The 18,209-nt window shown below is 33.0% G+C and carries 21 protein-coding genes; 18 read left to right on the forward strand and 3 right to left on the reverse strand.

All coding sequences use genetic code 11. The annotated features are described in order from the left end of the window. Positions 1 to 105: 105 nt before the first annotated feature. From ABW636_RS06625 to ABW636_RS06685, 13 genes are all read left to right on the forward strand, one after another. Positions 106 to 681, forward strand: coding sequence for a sigma factor-like helix-turn-helix DNA-binding protein (locus tag ABW636_RS06625; protein ID WP_367589174.1), 576 nt, complete (start codon positions 106 to 108; stop codon positions 679 to 681). A 49-nt stretch (positions 682 to 730) separates the two neighbouring features. Further along, positions 731 to 1,645, forward strand: coding sequence for a sterol desaturase family protein (locus ABW636_RS06630; RefSeq protein WP_367589175.1), 915 nt, complete (start codon positions 731 to 733; stop codon positions 1,643 to 1,645). Positions 1,646 to 1,838: 193 nt separating this feature from the next. Next, positions 1,839 to 2,984 (forward strand): FAD-dependent monooxygenase, encoded by a 1,146-nt coding sequence (locus ABW636_RS06635; RefSeq protein ID WP_367589176.1) that lies wholly within the window; start codon positions 1,839 to 1,841, stop codon positions 2,982 to 2,984. 581 nt (positions 2,985 to 3,565) lie between these two features. Further along, positions 3,566 to 4,246: a carboxypeptidase-like regulatory domain-containing protein gene (locus ABW636_RS06640; protein WP_367589177.1), complete on the forward strand. Its 681-nt coding sequence runs from the start codon at positions 3,566 to 3,568 to the stop codon at positions 4,244 to 4,246. Between the two features lie 3 nt (positions 4,247 to 4,249). Then, positions 4,250 to 5,293 (forward strand): transglutaminase domain-containing protein, encoded by a 1,044-nt coding sequence (locus ABW636_RS06645; RefSeq protein ID WP_367589178.1) that lies wholly within the window; start codon positions 4,250 to 4,252, stop codon positions 5,291 to 5,293. 645 nt (positions 5,294 to 5,938) lie between these two features. Next, complete coding sequence (locus ABW636_RS06650) at positions 5,939 to 6,457, forward strand: DUF4199 domain-containing protein (RefSeq protein WP_367589179.1); 519 nt, start codon at positions 5,939 to 5,941, stop codon at positions 6,455 to 6,457. Positions 6,458 to 6,488: 31 nt separating this feature from the next. Continuing rightward, complete coding sequence (locus tag ABW636_RS06655) at positions 6,489 to 6,947, forward strand: DUF1801 domain-containing protein (RefSeq protein ID WP_367589180.1); 459 nt, start codon at positions 6,489 to 6,491, stop codon at positions 6,945 to 6,947. A gap of 16 nt (positions 6,948 to 6,963) precedes the next feature. Next, the gene (locus tag ABW636_RS06660) at positions 6,964 to 7,350 is read left to right on the forward strand and encodes a VOC family protein (protein ID WP_367589181.1); all 387 of its coding nucleotides are present in this window, start codon (positions 6,964 to 6,966) and stop codon (positions 7,348 to 7,350) included. A gap of 61 nt (positions 7,351 to 7,411) precedes the next feature. Further along, on the forward strand, positions 7,412 to 7,783 hold the full coding sequence (locus tag ABW636_RS06665) for a TM2 domain-containing protein (RefSeq protein WP_367589182.1): 372 nt from the start codon (positions 7,412 to 7,414) through the stop codon (positions 7,781 to 7,783). 101 nt (positions 7,784 to 7,884) lie between these two features. Further along, on the forward strand, positions 7,885 to 8,208 hold the full coding sequence (locus ABW636_RS06670) for an ArsR/SmtB family transcription factor (RefSeq protein ID WP_367589183.1): 324 nt from the start codon (positions 7,885 to 7,887) through the stop codon (positions 8,206 to 8,208). Positions 8,209 to 8,222: 14 nt separating this feature from the next. Then, the gene (locus ABW636_RS06675; protein WP_367589184.1) at positions 8,223 to 8,705 is read left to right on the forward strand and encodes a DUF6428 family protein; all 483 of its coding nucleotides are present in this window, start codon (positions 8,223 to 8,225) and stop codon (positions 8,703 to 8,705) included. A 24-nt stretch (positions 8,706 to 8,729) separates the two neighbouring features. After that, positions 8,730 to 9,221, forward strand: a complete 492-nt coding sequence (locus ABW636_RS06680; RefSeq protein ID WP_367589185.1) for a GNAT family N-acetyltransferase — start codon at positions 8,730 to 8,732, stop codon at positions 9,219 to 9,221. Positions 9,222 to 9,242: 21 nt separating this feature from the next. Next, positions 9,243 to 9,671, forward strand: coding sequence for an arsenate reductase ArsC (locus ABW636_RS06685; RefSeq protein WP_367589186.1), 429 nt, complete (start codon positions 9,243 to 9,245; stop codon positions 9,669 to 9,671). Between the two features lie 115 nt (positions 9,672 to 9,786). Here the strand turns inward: ABW636_RS06685 and ABW636_RS06690 are convergent, their stop codons facing one another. The 3 genes from ABW636_RS06690 to ABW636_RS06700 are packed head-to-tail and all read right to left on the reverse strand — an operon-like array spanning position 9,787 to position 13,436. Next, positions 9,787 to 11,613 (reverse strand): GNAT family N-acyltransferase, encoded by a 1,827-nt coding sequence (locus ABW636_RS06690; protein ID WP_367589187.1) that lies wholly within the window; start codon positions 11,611 to 11,613, stop codon positions 9,787 to 9,789. 58 nt (positions 11,614 to 11,671) lie between these two features. Next, entirely contained in the window at positions 11,672 to 12,922 is a 1,251-nt protein-coding gene (locus ABW636_RS06695; protein WP_367589188.1) for an aspartate kinase, read from the reverse strand. A 34-nt stretch (positions 12,923 to 12,956) separates the two neighbouring features. Next, on the reverse strand, positions 12,957 to 13,436 hold the full coding sequence (locus tag ABW636_RS06700) for a GNAT family N-acetyltransferase (RefSeq protein WP_367589189.1): 480 nt from the start codon (positions 13,434 to 13,436) through the stop codon (positions 12,957 to 12,959). A 295-nt stretch (positions 13,437 to 13,731) separates the two neighbouring features. On the opposite strand from ABW636_RS06700, the gene fbp reads away from it, so the two are divergent. The 5 genes from fbp (at position 13,732) to ABW636_RS06725 (ending at position 18,187) form a co-directional block, all read left to right on the forward strand. Further along, positions 13,732 to 14,730 (forward strand): class 1 fructose-bisphosphatase, encoded by a 999-nt coding sequence (gene fbp / locus ABW636_RS06705; protein ID WP_367589190.1) that lies wholly within the window; start codon positions 13,732 to 13,734, stop codon positions 14,728 to 14,730. Positions 14,731 to 14,965: 235 nt separating this feature from the next. After that, positions 14,966 to 15,319, forward strand: a complete 354-nt coding sequence (locus tag ABW636_RS06710) for a fructose 1,6-bisphosphatase (protein WP_367589191.1) — start codon at positions 14,966 to 14,968, stop codon at positions 15,317 to 15,319. A gap of 18 nt (positions 15,320 to 15,337) precedes the next feature. Then, positions 15,338 to 16,162 carry a cell envelope biogenesis protein OmpA gene (locus ABW636_RS06715; RefSeq protein ID WP_367589192.1) on the forward strand — a complete coding sequence of 275 codons (825 nt, stop codon included), beginning with the start codon at positions 15,338 to 15,340 and terminating at the stop codon, positions 16,160 to 16,162. After that, positions 16,149 to 16,643: a Rab family GTPase gene (locus tag ABW636_RS06720; protein WP_367589193.1), complete on the forward strand. Its 495-nt coding sequence runs from the start codon at positions 16,149 to 16,151 to the stop codon at positions 16,641 to 16,643. Before ABW636_RS06715 ends, ABW636_RS06720 begins: the two co-directional genes overlap by 14 nt. A 2-nt stretch (positions 16,644 to 16,645) precedes the next feature. Then, the gene (locus ABW636_RS06725; protein ID WP_367589194.1) at positions 16,646 to 18,187 is read left to right on the forward strand and encodes an ATP-binding response regulator; all 1,542 of its coding nucleotides are present in this window, start codon (positions 16,646 to 16,648) and stop codon (positions 18,185 to 18,187) included. Positions 18,188 to 18,209 lie beyond the last annotated feature (22 nt).

The following is an 18,209-nucleotide window of genomic DNA, read 5'->3' on the forward strand; positions in this document are numbered from 1 at the left end:
ATTTTTGATGGTAGCGAATCAAATAATTGGTTGCAACTACAAAACAAAACTATGTTACATTGTTATTGCAGATATAGGCGATTTGGGATATAAACGATAAAGAATATGGAATTTACCAGTATTTGGAAAGAACTAAAAAATCCATTAGAAAATTTCATTAAAACTAAGATCAGCAGTTCTGTAGAAGCAGAGGATGTACTGCAAGAAGTGAGCATAAAATTGTTGGATAACCTAGACAAAAAAACGCAAATCAATAATTATCAAACATGGACTTTTCAGGTAGCGCGTAATACGATTTCTGATTTTTACAGAAAAAAGGGGCAATCTTCCAGAGAAGTATCCATATCTAACCAAATCGATATACCTGCTACCAATTGTGTTTGTGATTTATCTGGTTTTGTAATTCAAAATTATCTACCTGCAGAATACGGGACAGCGTTGTATTTAAGCGATATAGAAAAAATCCCTCAAAAAGAAATTGCCGAAATTCTAAATATAAGCCTAACAGCTACTAAATCCCGTATTCAAAGAGCACGCAAAAAATTAAAAACCTTAATCCTGGAATGCGTAACCATAAATTATAATAGTAAAGGGCAAATAACCGGTTTTAAATTAAAAAATGATTGCAATCTTCCCAAAGAGTTGCTAGTAGAAGCAGAAAAATTAAAATTATTGCTATAATCCTGCATCTTTTTGACAAACCTACACGACTATATAGAAAAACATAGTCATGTCAAATTCAAAAATTCTAAGTATAGTTGTTGTTCCAGCTCTTTTATTTATAACAGGGTTAATTGCTTGTTTAACCATTCAACAAGGCTGGAACTTTGAGTTAGTTTCTATCATTATTTTTCTGTTTTCTGCAATTTACATTTTGTGGTTTGAGCATCTTATTCCATTTAAAAAACAATGGTGCCCTTCAAAAAGTAGCTTTTGGATCAATTTAAAACACTTATTGTTTTCGGCCATTATATTTGATGCTTTAGGTAAAGCAATGGCTTTATCATTTGTACTATGGTCAAAGCGATTGTTTTTTGACACCTCCAAAACCTGGAATAACCTACCATTATTTCTCGTTTTCCTGATCGCAACCCTTATAGGAGAGTTCTTACCCTATGTTTATCATAGATTAAGCCACATAGGTAAAGAAAACTCATATATAAGTTTGCTATTATGGCGTATTCATTCTATTCACCACATACCAAAATCACTCAACTGGTTTAAAACAAGCTGGATACACCCTATTAATATGTTTCTAAACACTTTTTTAAAAATAACCCCTTTACTCCTTTTAGGTTTTAGTGAAGACATTCTATTTTTGGTTGGTATATCTCATGTAGTCATTTCTTATATTTCGCACGCAAACATTCAAAGCAAAACGGGTATGTTGGACTATATCATAACCACGCCCAAAATCCACCAGTTTCATCATAGCAAAAATTTAGAAGAAGCCAAAAATTTTGGCAACATCCTTCCATATTGGGATATTGTGTTTAACACCTATTACAATAGAAAAGGAAATGTCGACAAGGTAGGTCTTGCAAAAAGTAATACCGAATATCCCAAAGAAAGAAAATATCTAAACCAATTGATATTTCCTTTCAGTAATCTTTTTAAAAACTGTTGTGCGCCAGTAAAAAATTGACAGACAACTATTGGATAAAAGTCCATTAATGCTACTCCTTTTTATAAATATAAAAGTGTAATTGTTAAACAGAGATCGTATTTTAGTATCATAATCATTCATAGAAAACAAAACGCGCCGTAACAGATTTTAGGTAACACTATAACGATTGGTTGGCATGTTCATATCATCTCTAAAACTACATCATATATACATGAAATATTCAATAATAGGAGCAGGAATTGGTGGATTAACAACAGGATTGGCTTTCGAAAAAAAAGGAGTTGACTATCAAATATTTGAAAGATTTTCTGAATTAAATGAGGTGGGAGCAGGTATATGGTTATCTCCAAATGCATTACAAATATTAGAGTATTTAGGTGTATTGGATGAGATAAAAGAAAAGGGAAATTTAATAAAGAGAATCACTATCGGTAAACCCGATCTCTCTCCAATTTCAGACAGTCCACAGGATGCTATTATAGAAAAATTTGGATACGCTTCTATAGCCATTCATAGAGCAGAACTTCAGAAAATATTATTAGATAAAATTCCAACAGGAAAAATATACCTAGGAAAAGGTTTTGACTCTTATAAGCATTTGAATAATGGTAGAATAAACGTTCATTTTGGTGATGGTTCAGCAACCGAAACCGAGTATTTGATTGGTGCAGATGGAATCAACTCAAAAGTTAGAAAACAACTTTTCCCTAATAGCCAACTACGATATTCTGGACAAACCTGTTGGCGTGGTGTGGCGCACATCGAACTGGATAAAAGTTTCGATCATAGGGTCTATGAACTTTGGGGCAACCAAATAAGGTTTGGCTTTTCCAGAATTTCGAAAGGTAAGTTCTATTGGTTTGCTGTTGTCTTAGATAATCCAAACCAAAAAGATCGTAAAGGAGAGATTCAGCAAAAATTGCTTACTATGTTTAGTGACTTTCATTCGGTAGTCAAAGAATTGATACAGGCAACACCAGAAGATAAAATTATTAGAAATGATATTAATGATTTAAAAACATTATCCAAGTGGTACAAAAATAATACTTGCCTAATTGGCGATGCCGGACATGCTACCACCCCTAATATGGGTCAAGGTGGGGCTCAAGCCATCGAGGATGCGTATTATTTAAGTCATTTGCATCAGGGCGTAACCCATCAAAACTCTTTCGAATCATTTCAGAAAAAAAGACAACCCAAAGTCAATTCGATCGTAAAGCAATCCTGGGTTACAGGAAAAATGGCACATTGGAAATACGGAACTGGGCTAAGAAATCAACTACTAAAAAATGTCCCAAAAAAAATAGTTCTGAAAAAGATGATCGAAATGTATGAAATCGAGAAATTCACTGGTTAACCATAGCGCTAACGTAAATTCTGAATAAGAAAATTTACGTCAGTCAGAGACATCCGATAAAATTTTATCCAGTGATTGTACTGACGTTCCAAAGCGGAGCTTTGAAATCTTTTTTCACCAGTATAAGATTTATTTTGCGTTAAAAAATCTTGAAACCCTGGAAAGATTTTAGCAAAACAAATCTGGTTTTCAATGAAATTGAAAAATACCTTGAAAAAAGCGCCTTTTCTTTTGGTTCGTTTTCTTTGGGCGAGCAAAGAAAGTGAACAGAAAGCTAAATCAAAGGAAATAGGATCAAATCTAAGAACATATAAACCTATGAAAACAATATATTATAAAACACATCAATGGTAGTGATTTTCGGCAGAAAATTGTACTCTGACATAGCTCAGCAGAACTATTGAAAGCAAGTAAATTTTATACATATGTTACAATTTGAGAAAGACATCTTACCTAAAAGTAGTGCTTCTTTACCTATCAAAAATTCTACTTTACTAATTAAAACAGAGTGTTTACTCATTCTACATTTTGTATACGTCAATTGATAGCTATGTTTACCTGGTAATTCAAAAACAAACAAAATGAATAATCAGTTAAACTTAAGGATCAACACCCCATGCACAGAAAACTTTGATAATTTTTCTCCTACTCAACAAGGAGGTTTTTGTGGTTCATGTCAAAAAGAAGTAATTGACTTTACGAATATGAATGCTCAGGAAATTGCATACTATTTTCAAAACAGAGCTACGCAAAACACATGTGGAAGGTTTAAAAAGGAACAATTAAAAACCTATCATAAGCCTATTCGAAAGCCCCATAAAATTAGTTTTATTGGTGGACTGGGATTAGCTTTTATTACATTTTTCTCCTTTGGCAAGGCACAAGGGCAAGACATAAAAAATCAACCCGAAGATTTAGATCAAAATGCTTCAAAAATTCAAGATACCTCCCAGCAGAAAAACATCACAGTAAAAGGTAAGGTAACCGATAATGGAACTCCTTTACCAGGTGCCGTTGTTATCTTAGAAGGGACAACCGTTGGAGTGTATACCGATTATGATGGCAATTTCGAATTTCCAGAAAAATTAAAAAATGGAGATGTCTTGGTTATGAGTTTTATAGGATTTACATCTAAAAAAGTAACTATCCAAAACAAAAATTCTTCTCAAAATGCATCTATAGAGGTAAACCTAACCGAAGACACATGCGTTTTAATGGGAAAAGTAGCTGTAAACAAAGTATACAAATCAAAAAAAGATTAACTCATGCGCATCTTTGTACAAATTGGTTTGTATATAACATTAACTCTATGCATCAATAATTGCTTATATGCTCAGGTTACTGATTTCGAACACATCGACTTTACAAAAGCAGATCATATCGCCCGGTTGCATAAAGGGGCATCATTAGATAATTTACCTTTATTAACGTATCAGCTTACTCATACATTACCTACCCCGGCAGAAAAATTTAGAGCTATCTATCGTTGGGTATGCACGAACATTACAGGTGACCACGCACAACATAATACAATACTTCACAAACGTAAAAAGTTTAAAAATGACAGTGTTGCTTTTATGAATTGGAATAAAGAATACAAAAAAAAGGTTTTTAAAAAATTGCTAAAACATAAAAAGACCATGTGCACTGGATATGCATATTTAATTAAAGAGCTTTGCTATTTGGCAAATATAGAATCACTAATTATAGATGGTTACGGAAGATCTGTAAATAGTAATATCAAGAAACTCGAAATGGCTAATCATTCATGGAATGCTGTAAAATTGAATAACAAATGGTATTTATGTGATGCTACCTGGTCTAGTGGCTATACCGATGAGAACAACATATTTATACAAGAGTATAATAATGGGTACTTTTTAACACCCCCTATTCTATTTGGAAAAAATCACTTCCCATTAGAGCAAAAATGGGTACTTCATAAAAAAGTAACAACAGAAACATTTGTAAATGCACCCTTATTGTATGGAAAAGCCTTTAAATACAAAATAGAACCTCTTAATCCACAAAAATTAGAGACCACAATTTATAAGAATGATGAAGTAACTTTTAGTTTTAAAATGGCTAAAAAAACTACGAACAACAATATTAGGCTTGTGTGCCTTACCAACAATAAAGAGCAAATATTAAACATTGATACCATCCAAAATGAAAATGGTAGTATTTCATTTAAGTATCAATTTAAGCAAAAGGGTATTTACGACACCCATTTAAAAATCAATAATGATATAGTAGCTACCTATACATTTAAAGTCATTAAAAATAAAAGCACATCAGACACAAATTAATGATACTTATATTTATATAATTTGAAATTTTGATAGAATAAATTTAGTGAAGCAATTGTCATTAGTATAACAGGTATTGATGACATCAAGACATCTCCCGTTTTATAATATGAAAGCATAGCTACCAAGAACCCGTAAAAAACAGAAAACATAACTAATACTGCACCAAAAAAAACACCTATCTCATTATACATGGGATGCTCTATAGTATTACGTATATCCCTTAAAGTAAGTTTTTCTAAAAATGGTAAAACCCAAATAATCACAAAAACGAATACCAAACCTAATAAGTTTCTGTAAAAAACATCTAGCGAATTTATTTTAGTCGACCAAGGTTTCTCATAAATGTTAAAGAAAGACATTATAAAAATCGTTTTAACCATTTTAATCAATTCTTTCCACATAACTTACTATTTAACTTTGTATTACTGTTTTAAAAATAAACGTTCTATTAAGTTTCTTTAGTATACTAGCCCACAAGGTCACAGTTCATATCGGCCACTCTTTATAAAAAGTCCAACTCAACACAAAACACCATCCAAAAAAATTATAAATTGCTATAAAACATAAGATTTCATACTTTAGTATGAGTCCTTTTTTGATCACCAGTACTACTTTTGGTTCACAATCTTTAGCTAAGCAATCATGAAAAACACGATTAAAAAATTTGGATTTTATGCGTTTGTTGCCAGTGCCATAGTATTTTTTTTAATGCTTTATTTAGGTAAAAATCTGGATTTCGGAATTCAGGAGGTATTGGGATACATCAGTATTTTTGTTTCCCTGTCCTTTGTCTTTCTTGGGATCAAATATTTTAGAGATAAAGAAAATAATGGAACGGTAAATTTGGGAAAAGCATTAATAATAGGTGTTGTTATTTCGCTATTTGCAGCCTTGGCTTTTGGGATTGTAGATACATTTTACCTTATCGCTATCAATCCTGATTTTCCCGAACAGTATATGGAATATGCGATCTCCAATATGAAAGAAACCTTACCAGCCAATGAGTTTGAAATTGAAAAAGAAAAGCTAATCAATAATATGAAAAATTACAGCAATCCCTACTTTGGTGGCTTGATCATGTTTATCACCGTTTTTATGATCGGGGTTGTTGTTTCTATTATTTCATCGGTCATCTTACAACGAAAATCAATATCATCTTAAAAAAATCAATCAAAAAACGAACAGTTATACTATGCAATACGATGTTAAAACACCCGACGAGTATATCGATGCCATCCCAGAAGAAAGAAAAGAAGTGATGAGTCGTCTTAGAAAGGTAATCAAAGACAATTTACCCAAAGGTTTTGAAGAAGTTATCAGCTACAAAATGATTGGGTATGTAGTACCCCATGAGATATATCCTTCGGGATACCACTGCGACCCAACATTACCCTTGCCATTTATGAACATTGCTTCTCAAAAAAAATTTATAGCAGTATACCATAGTGGAATCTATGCCAGTGAAACATTGATGCAATGGTTTACCGCAGAATACCCAAAGCATGTTACCACAAAATTGGATATGGGTAAAAGCTGTATTCGGTTTAAAAAGCCTGATCAAATCCCCATGCAACTTATTGGTGAACTGGCCTCTAAAATGACTACAGAGCAATGGATCGAATTGTACGAAACGAATGTAAAAAAGAAATAAAAGCACTACGAATAACATGAAAAAACGAGTAACCGGTATCGGTGGTATCTTTTTTAAATCTACCAACCCTAATAAAACGAAAGAATGGTACCGTAACCACTTGGGATTAAATACGGATCAATATGGTTGTACATTTTGGTGGAAAGATAAAGAAGGAAATGATTGCTCTACCCAATGGAGCCCTTTTAAAGATGATACTACCTATTTTGAACCCAGCAAAAAAGGGTTTATGATGAATTTTAGGGTAGAAAACCTGGTAGGACTTATAGAAACACTCAAAAAAGAAGGAGTAACCGTAATTGATAAAATCGAGGAGTATGACTACGGTAAGTTTGGTTGGATCGTTGACCCCGAAGGAAACAAAATAGAACTCTGGGAGCCTGTAGATAAAGCTTTTTTATAATTAGTCTAAGTTTAAACTTTTTTTTGTACTTTTCTACAAACTAATCAATTATCTACAAAGTATGAGCGAAGAAAAAAACAATTTGGGAGACAATATCAAAAAAGGTGCTGAAGAAGCAGCAGAAACAGCCAAAGAATTTGCCAATGATGCAAAAGAAGCTGTAAGTGATTTTGCAGACGAGGCCAAAGAAGTTTTCGATTCTAAAGAGAATAAGAAAGTGATTGCCGGTATTTTAGCAATATTATTTGGTGGCTTCGGAATTCATAAATTTATCTTAGGATATAGCAAAGAGGGAATTATCCAAATTGTTATAACTTTTGTTACCTGTGGTATTGGATCTCTCGTAGGTCTAATAGAAGGAATCATATACCTAACAAAATCAGATGATGAATTTTATCAAACATATCAAGTAGGTAAAAAGCCTTGGTTTTAATACCGAATTTGAACGAAATAGTATTAAAAAGCCAGAAAATTATTCGCTGGCTTTTTTTATTTTGATTTATTATCGTAATATTGCGATATATAAATATTAAAATGGGCATTACCAAAACGCAAATATTTGATCAGCAACAAAATGAGTTAGCTCAGTTTTTTAAAATTCTGGGGCATCCTGCGCGCATTGCAATCCTGCAATATATAAGTAAACAAAATACTTGTATATGCAACGATCTGGTCGAGGAAATAGGATTGGCACAAGCTACCATATCACAACACCTTAAAGAATTAAAAAGCATAGGGCTTCTAAAAGGAGAAATCGAAGGAAAAAGTATGTGCTATTGTATCAATGTTGATCGGTGGACTGCGTTACAAAAAACGTTGAATACCTTTTTTAATACTACCAAAATGAATTGTTGTTAAACAAAAAATAAACTATGACTACATCAGATTTCATCACTTTGTTAAATGAACATCAAAACACCTCATTATTGTTCGAGTATGCGCCTGGTATGCTTGTTGGTACTAATTATCATATTACCGAGGTAAAACATACTACTATAGACTCTGTAGATTGTGGTGCAGGAACCGATTCCTGGAAAGAAACCGTTATACAGCTTTGGGAGAGTCCGAGCGAATTGGGAAAATCAGAATACATGAGCACCTACAAAGCACTGGGTATCTTAAAAAAAGTAGGAAAAATGAAGCCATATGAGTTAGATGCTGTAGTAAAAATCGAATATGGCAATACGATGTTTCATGTCACTCAATTACACATTAACGGCTTTGATGTTAAGGAAAATCAATTGATTATTAAATTAGCAGTACACCCTACCGATTGTAAAGCCAAAGATGCTTGCGGAGTGCCAGAGACTACTACAGAAGCAACTTCTTGTGCGCCTGGAAGTGGTTGTTGCTAATATTAAATATTGCAAAAATTCACCATGTCCACACCAGTAGAAATACAATCCTTTACTAAGGTAGATTGGCCTGCTATAGCTGCTATCTACCAGGAAGGTATTGATACAGGAATTGCTACGTTCGAAACCAAAGTACCTAGTTGGGAAAATTGGGATGCTACCCATATACAATCTTGTAGAATTGCAGCCCTGTACGAGGATAAAATTGTAGGTTGGGCTGCCCTATCTCCGGTTTCGAAAAGAGAAGTCTATAAAGGCGTAGCAGAAGTTAGCATTTATATAACTTCAAAATTTAGAGGTAAAGGCATTGGTCGATTACTTTTGTCTACATTAATAGATCAAAGCGAAAAAACCGGTTTTTGGACCCTGCAGGCAGGAATATTTAAAGAAAATAGTAGCAGTATAAAGTTACATACCGATCTAGGGTTTAGAAAAATTGGATATCGCGAAAAAATTGGAAGATTAAACCAGATTTGGTACGATAATATCATTTTAGAAAAGCGAAGTAAAAAATAACCACAAAAACATCACACACTAATGAACATTTTAGTACTATGTACAGGAAACTCATGCCGAAGTCAAATGGCAGAAGGGTATTTAAAAGAATTTGCAAAAGATGCTGCCACTATCTATAGTGCAGGAGTAGAAACACACGGTGTTAACCCTAGAGCAATTGCAATTATGAAAGAAGATGGGCTAGACATCTCTAATCATACCTCTAACAACCTAGATGAATATCTGGATATCACATTTGATTATATTCTAACGGTTTGCGACAATGCAAAAGAAAGATGTCCTTTTTTTCCTGGTAAAGCAGAGCGATTGCACTACAATTTCTTTGATCCATCAAAAGTTGAAGGTACCGAAGAAGAAATTCACGCTGCTTTTACCAAAACCAGAAATGAGATTAAAGAATACTGCAAAGCATTTGTTGAAAAAAGTGTATTAAAAACGGTTTCTGAATAAGTTAATGCTATTTTGACCTGCGAATTAAGATAAAAGTTTTATATAAAAAGAAAAGTTCATGATATCATGAACTTTTCTTTTTATAGGTATTAAAGTAAAATCTACTTGGTTTCCCTTAGATTTTGTATGAATCCTGTTTATCACCGTTTTTAAAATATTTTTGTTCCAATTCTGCCTGAAATTCTTCCATAACAGGCTTAACGGTGCTATCTGGCAAATCTGCAATACGAATATACATCAAACCATCTACAGCATTATTAAATAACGGGTCTACATTAAATGCAACTACTTTTGCATTTTGTTTAATGTATTTTTTGATCAGAACAGGAATTCGTAAACTCCCTGGTTCTACCTCATCAATAATTTTATCAAACTTGTTTAGGTCGCTTTTACTTTCATCAAAAACAAAGTCCTTATCTGCGTCCTTAAGCTTTACTTTAAACTCTTTCTTAGGACGTACATATTGCGCTACATAAGGATCGTAATAATGAGATTTCATAAACTCGATCATCAATGATTTAGAAAAACTACTAAACTTATTACTAATACTCACCCCTCCTATCAAATATTTATGTTCTGGGAAACGTAGGGTACAATGTACAATCCCTTTCCAAAGCAAAAACAAAGGCATAGGTCGTTGTTGGTATTCTTTAATGATAAACGCTCTTCCCATTTCTATAGATTCACTCATCATCTTATGAAGCTCTGGCTCGAACCTAAACAAATCCTGAAGATAGAATCCATCAATCCCAAAATCTTCAAAGATCTTAGATCCCATCCCCATACGATAGGCTCCAACCAATCGTTTGGCATCATTATCCCATAAAAACATATGATGATAGTAATCATCAAAAGGATCCAAGTCAATAGAATTATTAGTCCCTTCTCCTATTGCCCTAAATGTAATTTCTCGCAACCTACCTATTTCATGTACAACATTGGGTACATCACATTTTTCTGCCAGAAAAACCTCGTAATTTTTACTTTTTAGCAATCGTTTGTCACTATTTCTACAAAATTCTAATTCTGCTTCTATAGCACCCAAACTACCTCCTACCGCTATTTCCTTAGGAGACTTAGGTATTTTTAAGTTTTGCGGGATTGATTCTATTAAAGTTTTCTTCTCGAACGGATTTGCCAGCATATAGGTTTTCTTTCTTAGAAAACGAGTAAAGTCTTCGAGATTGGTATGTTCTTCCTGATCTTTTACAGAAACAGGGTTTCCTATTCTTACTTTGATAACTCTATTTTCTTGTGAAAACAATTCACTAGGCAACTTAGCGGTTCGTAAGGTATCACTAATAGCTGCCATTCGATAAAACAATCGACTGTTTCTTGCATGAAAATATATCGGGATTACCGGTACTTTTGCCTTTTGCACCAATCGCATAGCACTTGGTTCCCATGCTTTGTCTACATAGTTCTTTCCTTCTTTATGAGTAGAAACCTCTCCCGCAGGAAAAATCCCTAATGGCTTTCCTTCTTTAAGATGTAAAATGGCTTCTTTAATCCCTTTTAAACTCGACTTCGTGTCTTTTCTGTTTTCAAAAGGATTGACAGGCATTAAATAAGGTTGCAAGGGTTTAAAATTATTCAAAAGAAAATTAGCGATCACTTTATAGTCTGATCTGTTTTCTAACATTATTTTGAGTAATAACCCTCCATCTATACCTCCTAGTGGGTGATTAGAAATTGTGATAAACGCTCCTTCTTTAGGAAGCCTTTTTAAATCTTCGGCAGGGATTTCGAAGGTAACTCCATATTGATTTAGAGTCGTATTAATATACTCTAAACCCTCTAAATGACTTAATTTATCATACTGTCGATTTATTTTCGAGATCCTTGTAATCTTAAGGAGCATCCAACCAATAAAAACACCGACAAAACCAAGTTTATCTAATTTGAGCCCTGTGGCTACTTCTCTTGCGTTTACTATGGGCATTAATTATAATTTGTGCTAGCCTACAAATATAGCAAAATCATTGAATTGAGTTTTCTTATTATTGAGAAACCATCTGATAAGTCTCTCTTGTGATCTGCTTTAACAAAATATTCTTGTCTTTTTCTAAAAATGTAATAGCTTCATTAGTAAAATGTCTTATAGTATACAAAGATACCCCAGTGTTATATGTAACCCTAAATTTTTCTTTAAGTTTTTTTAGTAATTGATCAAAATGATCAAATTTATCATCTAAGCAAACCGAAAAACTTATCGCAGAGTTTTGAATAAGATCAACTTTTATATGGTTTTGATAAAAAAGGTTAAAAATTTCACTAATTGTATTTTCTACAATAAATGAAAAATCTAATGAAGAAAGGGATACTAGGATTTGATTTTTCTTTACTATATAACAAGGAAGATGAGGATCCAACGGTTGTCCTTTTTTTACAGACGTGCCTGTTGCAGAAGGGTTTTTAAATGATTTTACATATAACGGAATCTCTTTGCGTTGTAAAGGCTGTATTGTTTTGGGATGGATTACAGATGCCCCATAAAAAGCCAGTTCGATGGCTTCTTCATAAGAAATATGATGTAGCAACTCGGTCTTATCAAAAACTCTGGGGTCTGCATTAAGCACTCCCGGTACATCTTTCCAGATACTAACACCTTCTGCATTCAAACAATATGCAAAAATACCTGCTGTATAATCACTTCCTTCTCTTCCCAGGGTAGTGGTAAAACCATTAATAGTAGATCCTATAAACCCTTGCGTAATGCTTAGCCCTTTTCGATCTACACTTTCAGTAATATTTTTTTGAGTGGTTTCCCAATCTACCTTAGCATCTCTATAAGCATTATCTGTTTTAATAAAATCGCGAGCGTCTATCCACTTATTGGGGGATCCCACATGAATCAAATATTCACTTACGATTGTGGTCGAAATTAATTCTCCAAAACACACAATCTGATCATACACATAATCGTACTGTGCAGACTTATTACGTTTTATTGTCGTTTTTAAATCCAGTATCAACTCCTTGATCCTATCAAAAACAGGAAGATCCTGATTATCAAAAAGTTCTTTCAAAATTTGAAGATGGTAATCTTCGAGGTTTCGCAATAGGGAAAGAAGTTCTGGATCATCATCAAGATATGTTTTTACGATTTTCTCTAAAGCATTGGTTGTTTTACCCATTGCAGAAATAACAATAACCAAATTCTTATCTCCTACTTCTCTTAATACTTTAAGAACATTTTTAACTCCATCTGCATCTTTTACAGAGGCACCCCCAAATTTAAAAACCTTCATTATTCTAATTTATTAATTTTGTTGTTACTAAATTTTATAAGCTGGCTACATATCTGTTAAGCCCGTCCTGATCCATCTGAACCAAATACCAGTCTTTTAAAAATCTAGCTCCACTTTTTTCATAAAAATCAATAGCATTTTTATTCCAATCCAATACCACCCACTCGACTCTTTTTACGCCTTTTGATTGTGCATATTTTAAGACTTTGCCATATAACCCCTTACCGATTCCCATGCCTTGCATCGAATTTTTCACCACCAAATCCTCTAGGTGAATAGAACGTCCTTTCCAGGTAGAAAACCGATAATAAAACAATGCTATTCCTGCAATTTCACCATCTACCTCTGCTACAAAACAGTTAAACAACGGTTGTTCCCCAAAACCCTCTCGAATAAGTTCTTCTTCTGTTATTTCTACGGCATCCGGTTCTTTTTCAAAAACAGCCAATTCTTGTATCAACCCCAATACCTGAGTCATATCTTCTTTTTTGGCTTCTCTAATCAAATATTTCATCTATTACTATTTATTCTTCTTCAACGGTCAGATATAATTCATCAATAACAATTTAGGCCGATATCAACTTAATTGTTATACTCGTTTCACAAAGTAAAAAGTTTCTCAAAGCTATAAAAATGCATTTAGTATCAGATCATTTTAAGGCACTATCTTCAAACGTTTAGAATAATATAACTTTAGGTATAGGCTTCTCTAACTTTGCAATCCTATAAAAAAATAAAGAATTGATGTTACGAAAACGTTATAGTCAATTAAAAAATAATATTTTTGCACCAAATAAAATTTATCATAAATGACAAGAAAGAATCAAACCTTAGGAGAATTTATTATTGAAAACCAAAACGATTTTCCATACGCAAGCGGAGAACTTTCTCGTTTGATTAATTCTATTCGACTAGCTGCCAAGATGGTTAATCACGAAGTGAACAAAGCAGGTTTGGTAGATATTACAGGAGCAATTGGTGAGACCAACATACAGGGTGAGGATCAACAAAAATTAGATGTACTGGCCAATGAAACATTTATCAACACCCTTACAAACAGAGAAATTGTTTGTGGTATTGCCTCTGAAGAGAATGATGATTTTATCACAATAAAAGGTCAAAAAAATGATCATAGAAATAACTATGTAGTATTAATGGACCCACTGGATGGTAGTTCTAATATAGATGTTAATGTATCTGTAGGTACCATTTTCTCTATTTATCGTAGAGTTACCCCAACAGGAACACCTGTTACTATAGAAGATTTTTTACAACCCGGAAACTTACAGGTTGCAGCTGGGTATATTATCTACGGAACCTCGACTATGCTGGTATACACTACAGGTCATGGGGTAAATGGTTTTACTCTTAACCCTGCATTGGGAACCTATTATTTATCGCATCCAAATATGAGATTTCCAGAAGATGGAAATATCTATTCTGTAAATGAAGGGAACTATATTCACTTCCCGCAAGGAATCAAAGACTATATAAAATACTGCCAGGAAGAAAAAGAAGATCGTCCTTACACCTCTAGGTATATTGGATCACTTGTAAGTGATATTCATCGTAATATGATTAAAGGAGGAGTATATATGTACCCTAGTACTTCTAAGTCTCCAAACGGAAAACTTCGTTTGCTTTATGAATGTAATCCAATGGCATTTATAGCAGAACAAGCAGGTGGTAAAGCAAGTGACGGTTTCCAACGTATATTGGATGTAAAACCTACAGAATTACACCAGAGAATTCCTTTTATTTGTGGAAGCAAGAATATGGTTGAGAAAGTAGAGTCATTTATGAAATAAATGATTCTACTATAAATAATCATACTTTCTTCTTTTTAATATACCGAATAATTGTATTTTTATAAAACTCGTTATACGCTTCCCTCAGCGATTTAAAAAAGAAATGAGTCAAAATGGTATAGAAATTGTAATATTTCTACTTAAAAGAGTAACATTACAATCAATATTAATGTTTTTTTAACGTTTTATGTTAATTTTACATTAGATTCAAAACAAAATCTAATAACCAATTAAAATGGCTAAAGAAAGTACTGCTGTTGAAGAAAAAGTCAACAATGACCCTTCTTCAAAAATTGAAGCAATTAAAAACCTGATCTTTGGAGAAAATATTGAAGCTTACAATTCTGAATTTGAAAGTGTAAAAAAAGATATTGCATCAAAAAAGAAAGAACTCGAAGATTTTATAGAAGAAACTCGTAAAGAATTAAATCAGGCAATAGATAATCTTAGTACAGATATCAATATCAGAATCACAGAATTAGAGGATTCCTTGGCAGAAAAAGCAGACACTTTGGACGCTAAAAAAGTTGATAAAAAAACCCTGGGTGACCTTCTAATTAATCTGGGCGAAAAAATCAATCAAAAATAATCCTACCTATCCAAAATTATGGAAGAGCAGGATAAACTTAAAATTCTAAAAGAACTTCTTCTTACAGAAGAAAAAGAATTTGCTGATTCTATTGCTCAAAAAGTAGAAGAATTAACCAAAATTGTTCATCAAAAAAAAGAGCTTTCACATAAGGTTGATCCTATTATTGATGACAAACTGGAAGAATTTGTACAAGAAATTCCTAAAACGCTAGGACCTACTATTACTGAAGCTTTAAAAGAAGAAATAAAAAATTCTCAGGATGCTGTGGTAGAAGCCTTATTTCCTATCATCGGTAAGATGATTAAGAAATATATAGCTCAGGAAATGCGGCTACTAAGTGAGAATATAAGTAGAAGTACTAAAAGAGCTTTTTCTTTTAAAAGATGGTTTAAAAATACCAAAGCTAGAGCATCTGGAGTAACAGAAGGAGATATCGCTATTAGTGATTATGCTAAGCCGAGGCTTATCCAGATGTTTGTCATAGAAAAAAACTCTGGAATCCTAATCTCTGATTTTAGTCCATTGGCAGAGGACACCGTTGATAAAGATATGATAGCTGGTATGCTTACCGCTATAAAAGGTTTTGTAGAAGACGCGTTTAAAGGAGGAGATCAAAACCTTGAACTTATAGAATACGAACTATACACGATACATATCCAGAATTTTTACTCCTATTATGTGGCCGCTGTTATTTCTGGGGCTTATACTATGATGTTTAAAGAAGTGCTGGAGGATCAAATTTTAGATTTTGCAAAAAATCATATTTCTAATAAAGAACTAGAAAACAATACACTTTTTACTAAAAAATTAAAAAAACACTTTGCAGATGAAATTGTCTAAAAAAGTAGTGCTTTTGGGGCATTTCGGTGTCGGAAAAACGTCGCTGTTCAGACGTTTTATGGATAACGAATTTTCTGAAGAATATAAAGTAACCCTCGGGGTTCAAATAAAAAAGAAAGTGATACAATTACCCGACGACAGAGAACTATCGATGGTTGTTTGGGATATAGAAGGACACTCAGACAGTGTTAAAGATACTCGTAAATCATATCTTTTGGGGTCACATGCCTTTATCTATGTATATGATCTTACCAGAGAAGAAACCTATATAAACTTAAATAAAGATATTGAATATCTTACAGAAAACTATACAAAAACACCTATTAAGGTACTAGGGAATAAACTTGATTTGGTGAATGAAAAAGAAATAAAAAACCATCTTACCGAGCAAAACATTCCTTACAATTGCCTTACCAGTGCAAAAACGAATAAGAATGTTCAGGATTTCTTCTCTGATTTGGCCAAAGAAATAACCGAGTAAGCATGGCAACGCATCAAAACGATCAAGTATCATTTAATCCTCAGGTACAAATTATGCGCCTGTCTATAGATGATATTATTATAGAAACAGACAATAACCTTTTTAACTGGCAAAAAAGCACTTCTATTTTTGATGCACATCCCTTTTTTGAGTTACTAAAAGGGTTTAAAGATCTGAACAAGGATCAGGAAATTATCAATTTTCCTTGTATCCATCTTGAAGATACCACGAATTCCAAAATATGTGATGTCACCTTTACTATTAAAAAAGATGAAACACGTATAGTTCTTTTTGACTATACTCAAAAATATAAAGAACTAAATCAGATAGCTCAGAAAAAAAACGAGTCTATATTACTGGCAAAAGAGTTAGAACTAAGAAACAAATACTTATTAGAAAAAGAAGAGTTTAAAAATAGTTTCATCACAAACCTTAACCATGAGGTAAGAACTCCTCTAACCAGCATTCTAGGGTTTATTGAAGTATTAGAAAAGACAAAACTTACTTTCGAACAGGAAGAATTAGCAAGAATTATCAAAAGAGAAAGTCATTATCTTAATGCGATTATCGATGATATGATTGATTTATCCAAAATAGAATCTGGTAAATTAAAAATTGTAGATGAACGTTTCTCCTTTAACAAACTCATAGAAGGTTTTAACGAATCATATACACAAGTGGCCAAAGAAAAGCAATTGGTATTCGAAACAGATGTTGAGCCCGGTATACAAGAGTTTTTAATTGGCGACAGGACAAGGGTTTATCAAATCCTAAACAATATTTTAACCAATGCTTTTAAGTTTACAGAAGAAGGAAATGTGAAGCTTTCTGTTTCTAAAAATTATCAACGAACTAATAAAGTAAGTTTAAATTTTAAAATTGAAGATACCGGTATTGGTATTCTAGAAGAAAACATACCTTATGTTTTCGAAAGATTTACTCGTTTTAATCGAGATCAACAAGTCCCCGGCACAGGATTAGGGTTGGCTATCGCAAAGAACCTGGTAGAACTTCTACATGGAGAAATAAAGGTAACCAGCACGCCAGAGAAAGGCACTACATTTACTATAAAACTACCTTTTAAATTTGAAGTAGTTAAAGCCGCTCCAAAACGAAAAAAGAAAAAGTATAAACTTCCAGAGCGAAAGAATAAGTTTAGAATTCTTGTAGTTGAAGACAAAGAGGTCACCCAATATCTTATTATGAAGATATTAATATCACATGGAAGCTTTTTTGTAGACGTCGCATTCAATAGTGAAGAGGCTATCAAATGTATAGAACGTCGTCAATACGATTTAATTCTAATGGATCTTACGTTGTCTAAGGTGGATGGATTTCAAACCACTCGTATGATTCGAAATAATTATGGTGATAAGTTTATTTCTGACATCCCTATTATTGGTTTTTCTGGAAAAATCAATGATTCGTTAAGAGATAAATGCATAAGATCTGGTATGGATGACTTTATTGCCAAGCCTTTTGAGCAAGAAGATCTAATTTATAAGATTACCAAAGAGATATCAAAAAAAGAGGCTGCCCATTAGGCAGCCTTTATTATTTTAAAAC

Origin of the sequence: Aquimarina discodermiae, assembly GCF_040786235.1 — a bacterium.
Taxonomy (GTDB): Bacteria; Bacteroidota; Bacteroidia; order Flavobacteriales; family Flavobacteriaceae; genus Aquimarina.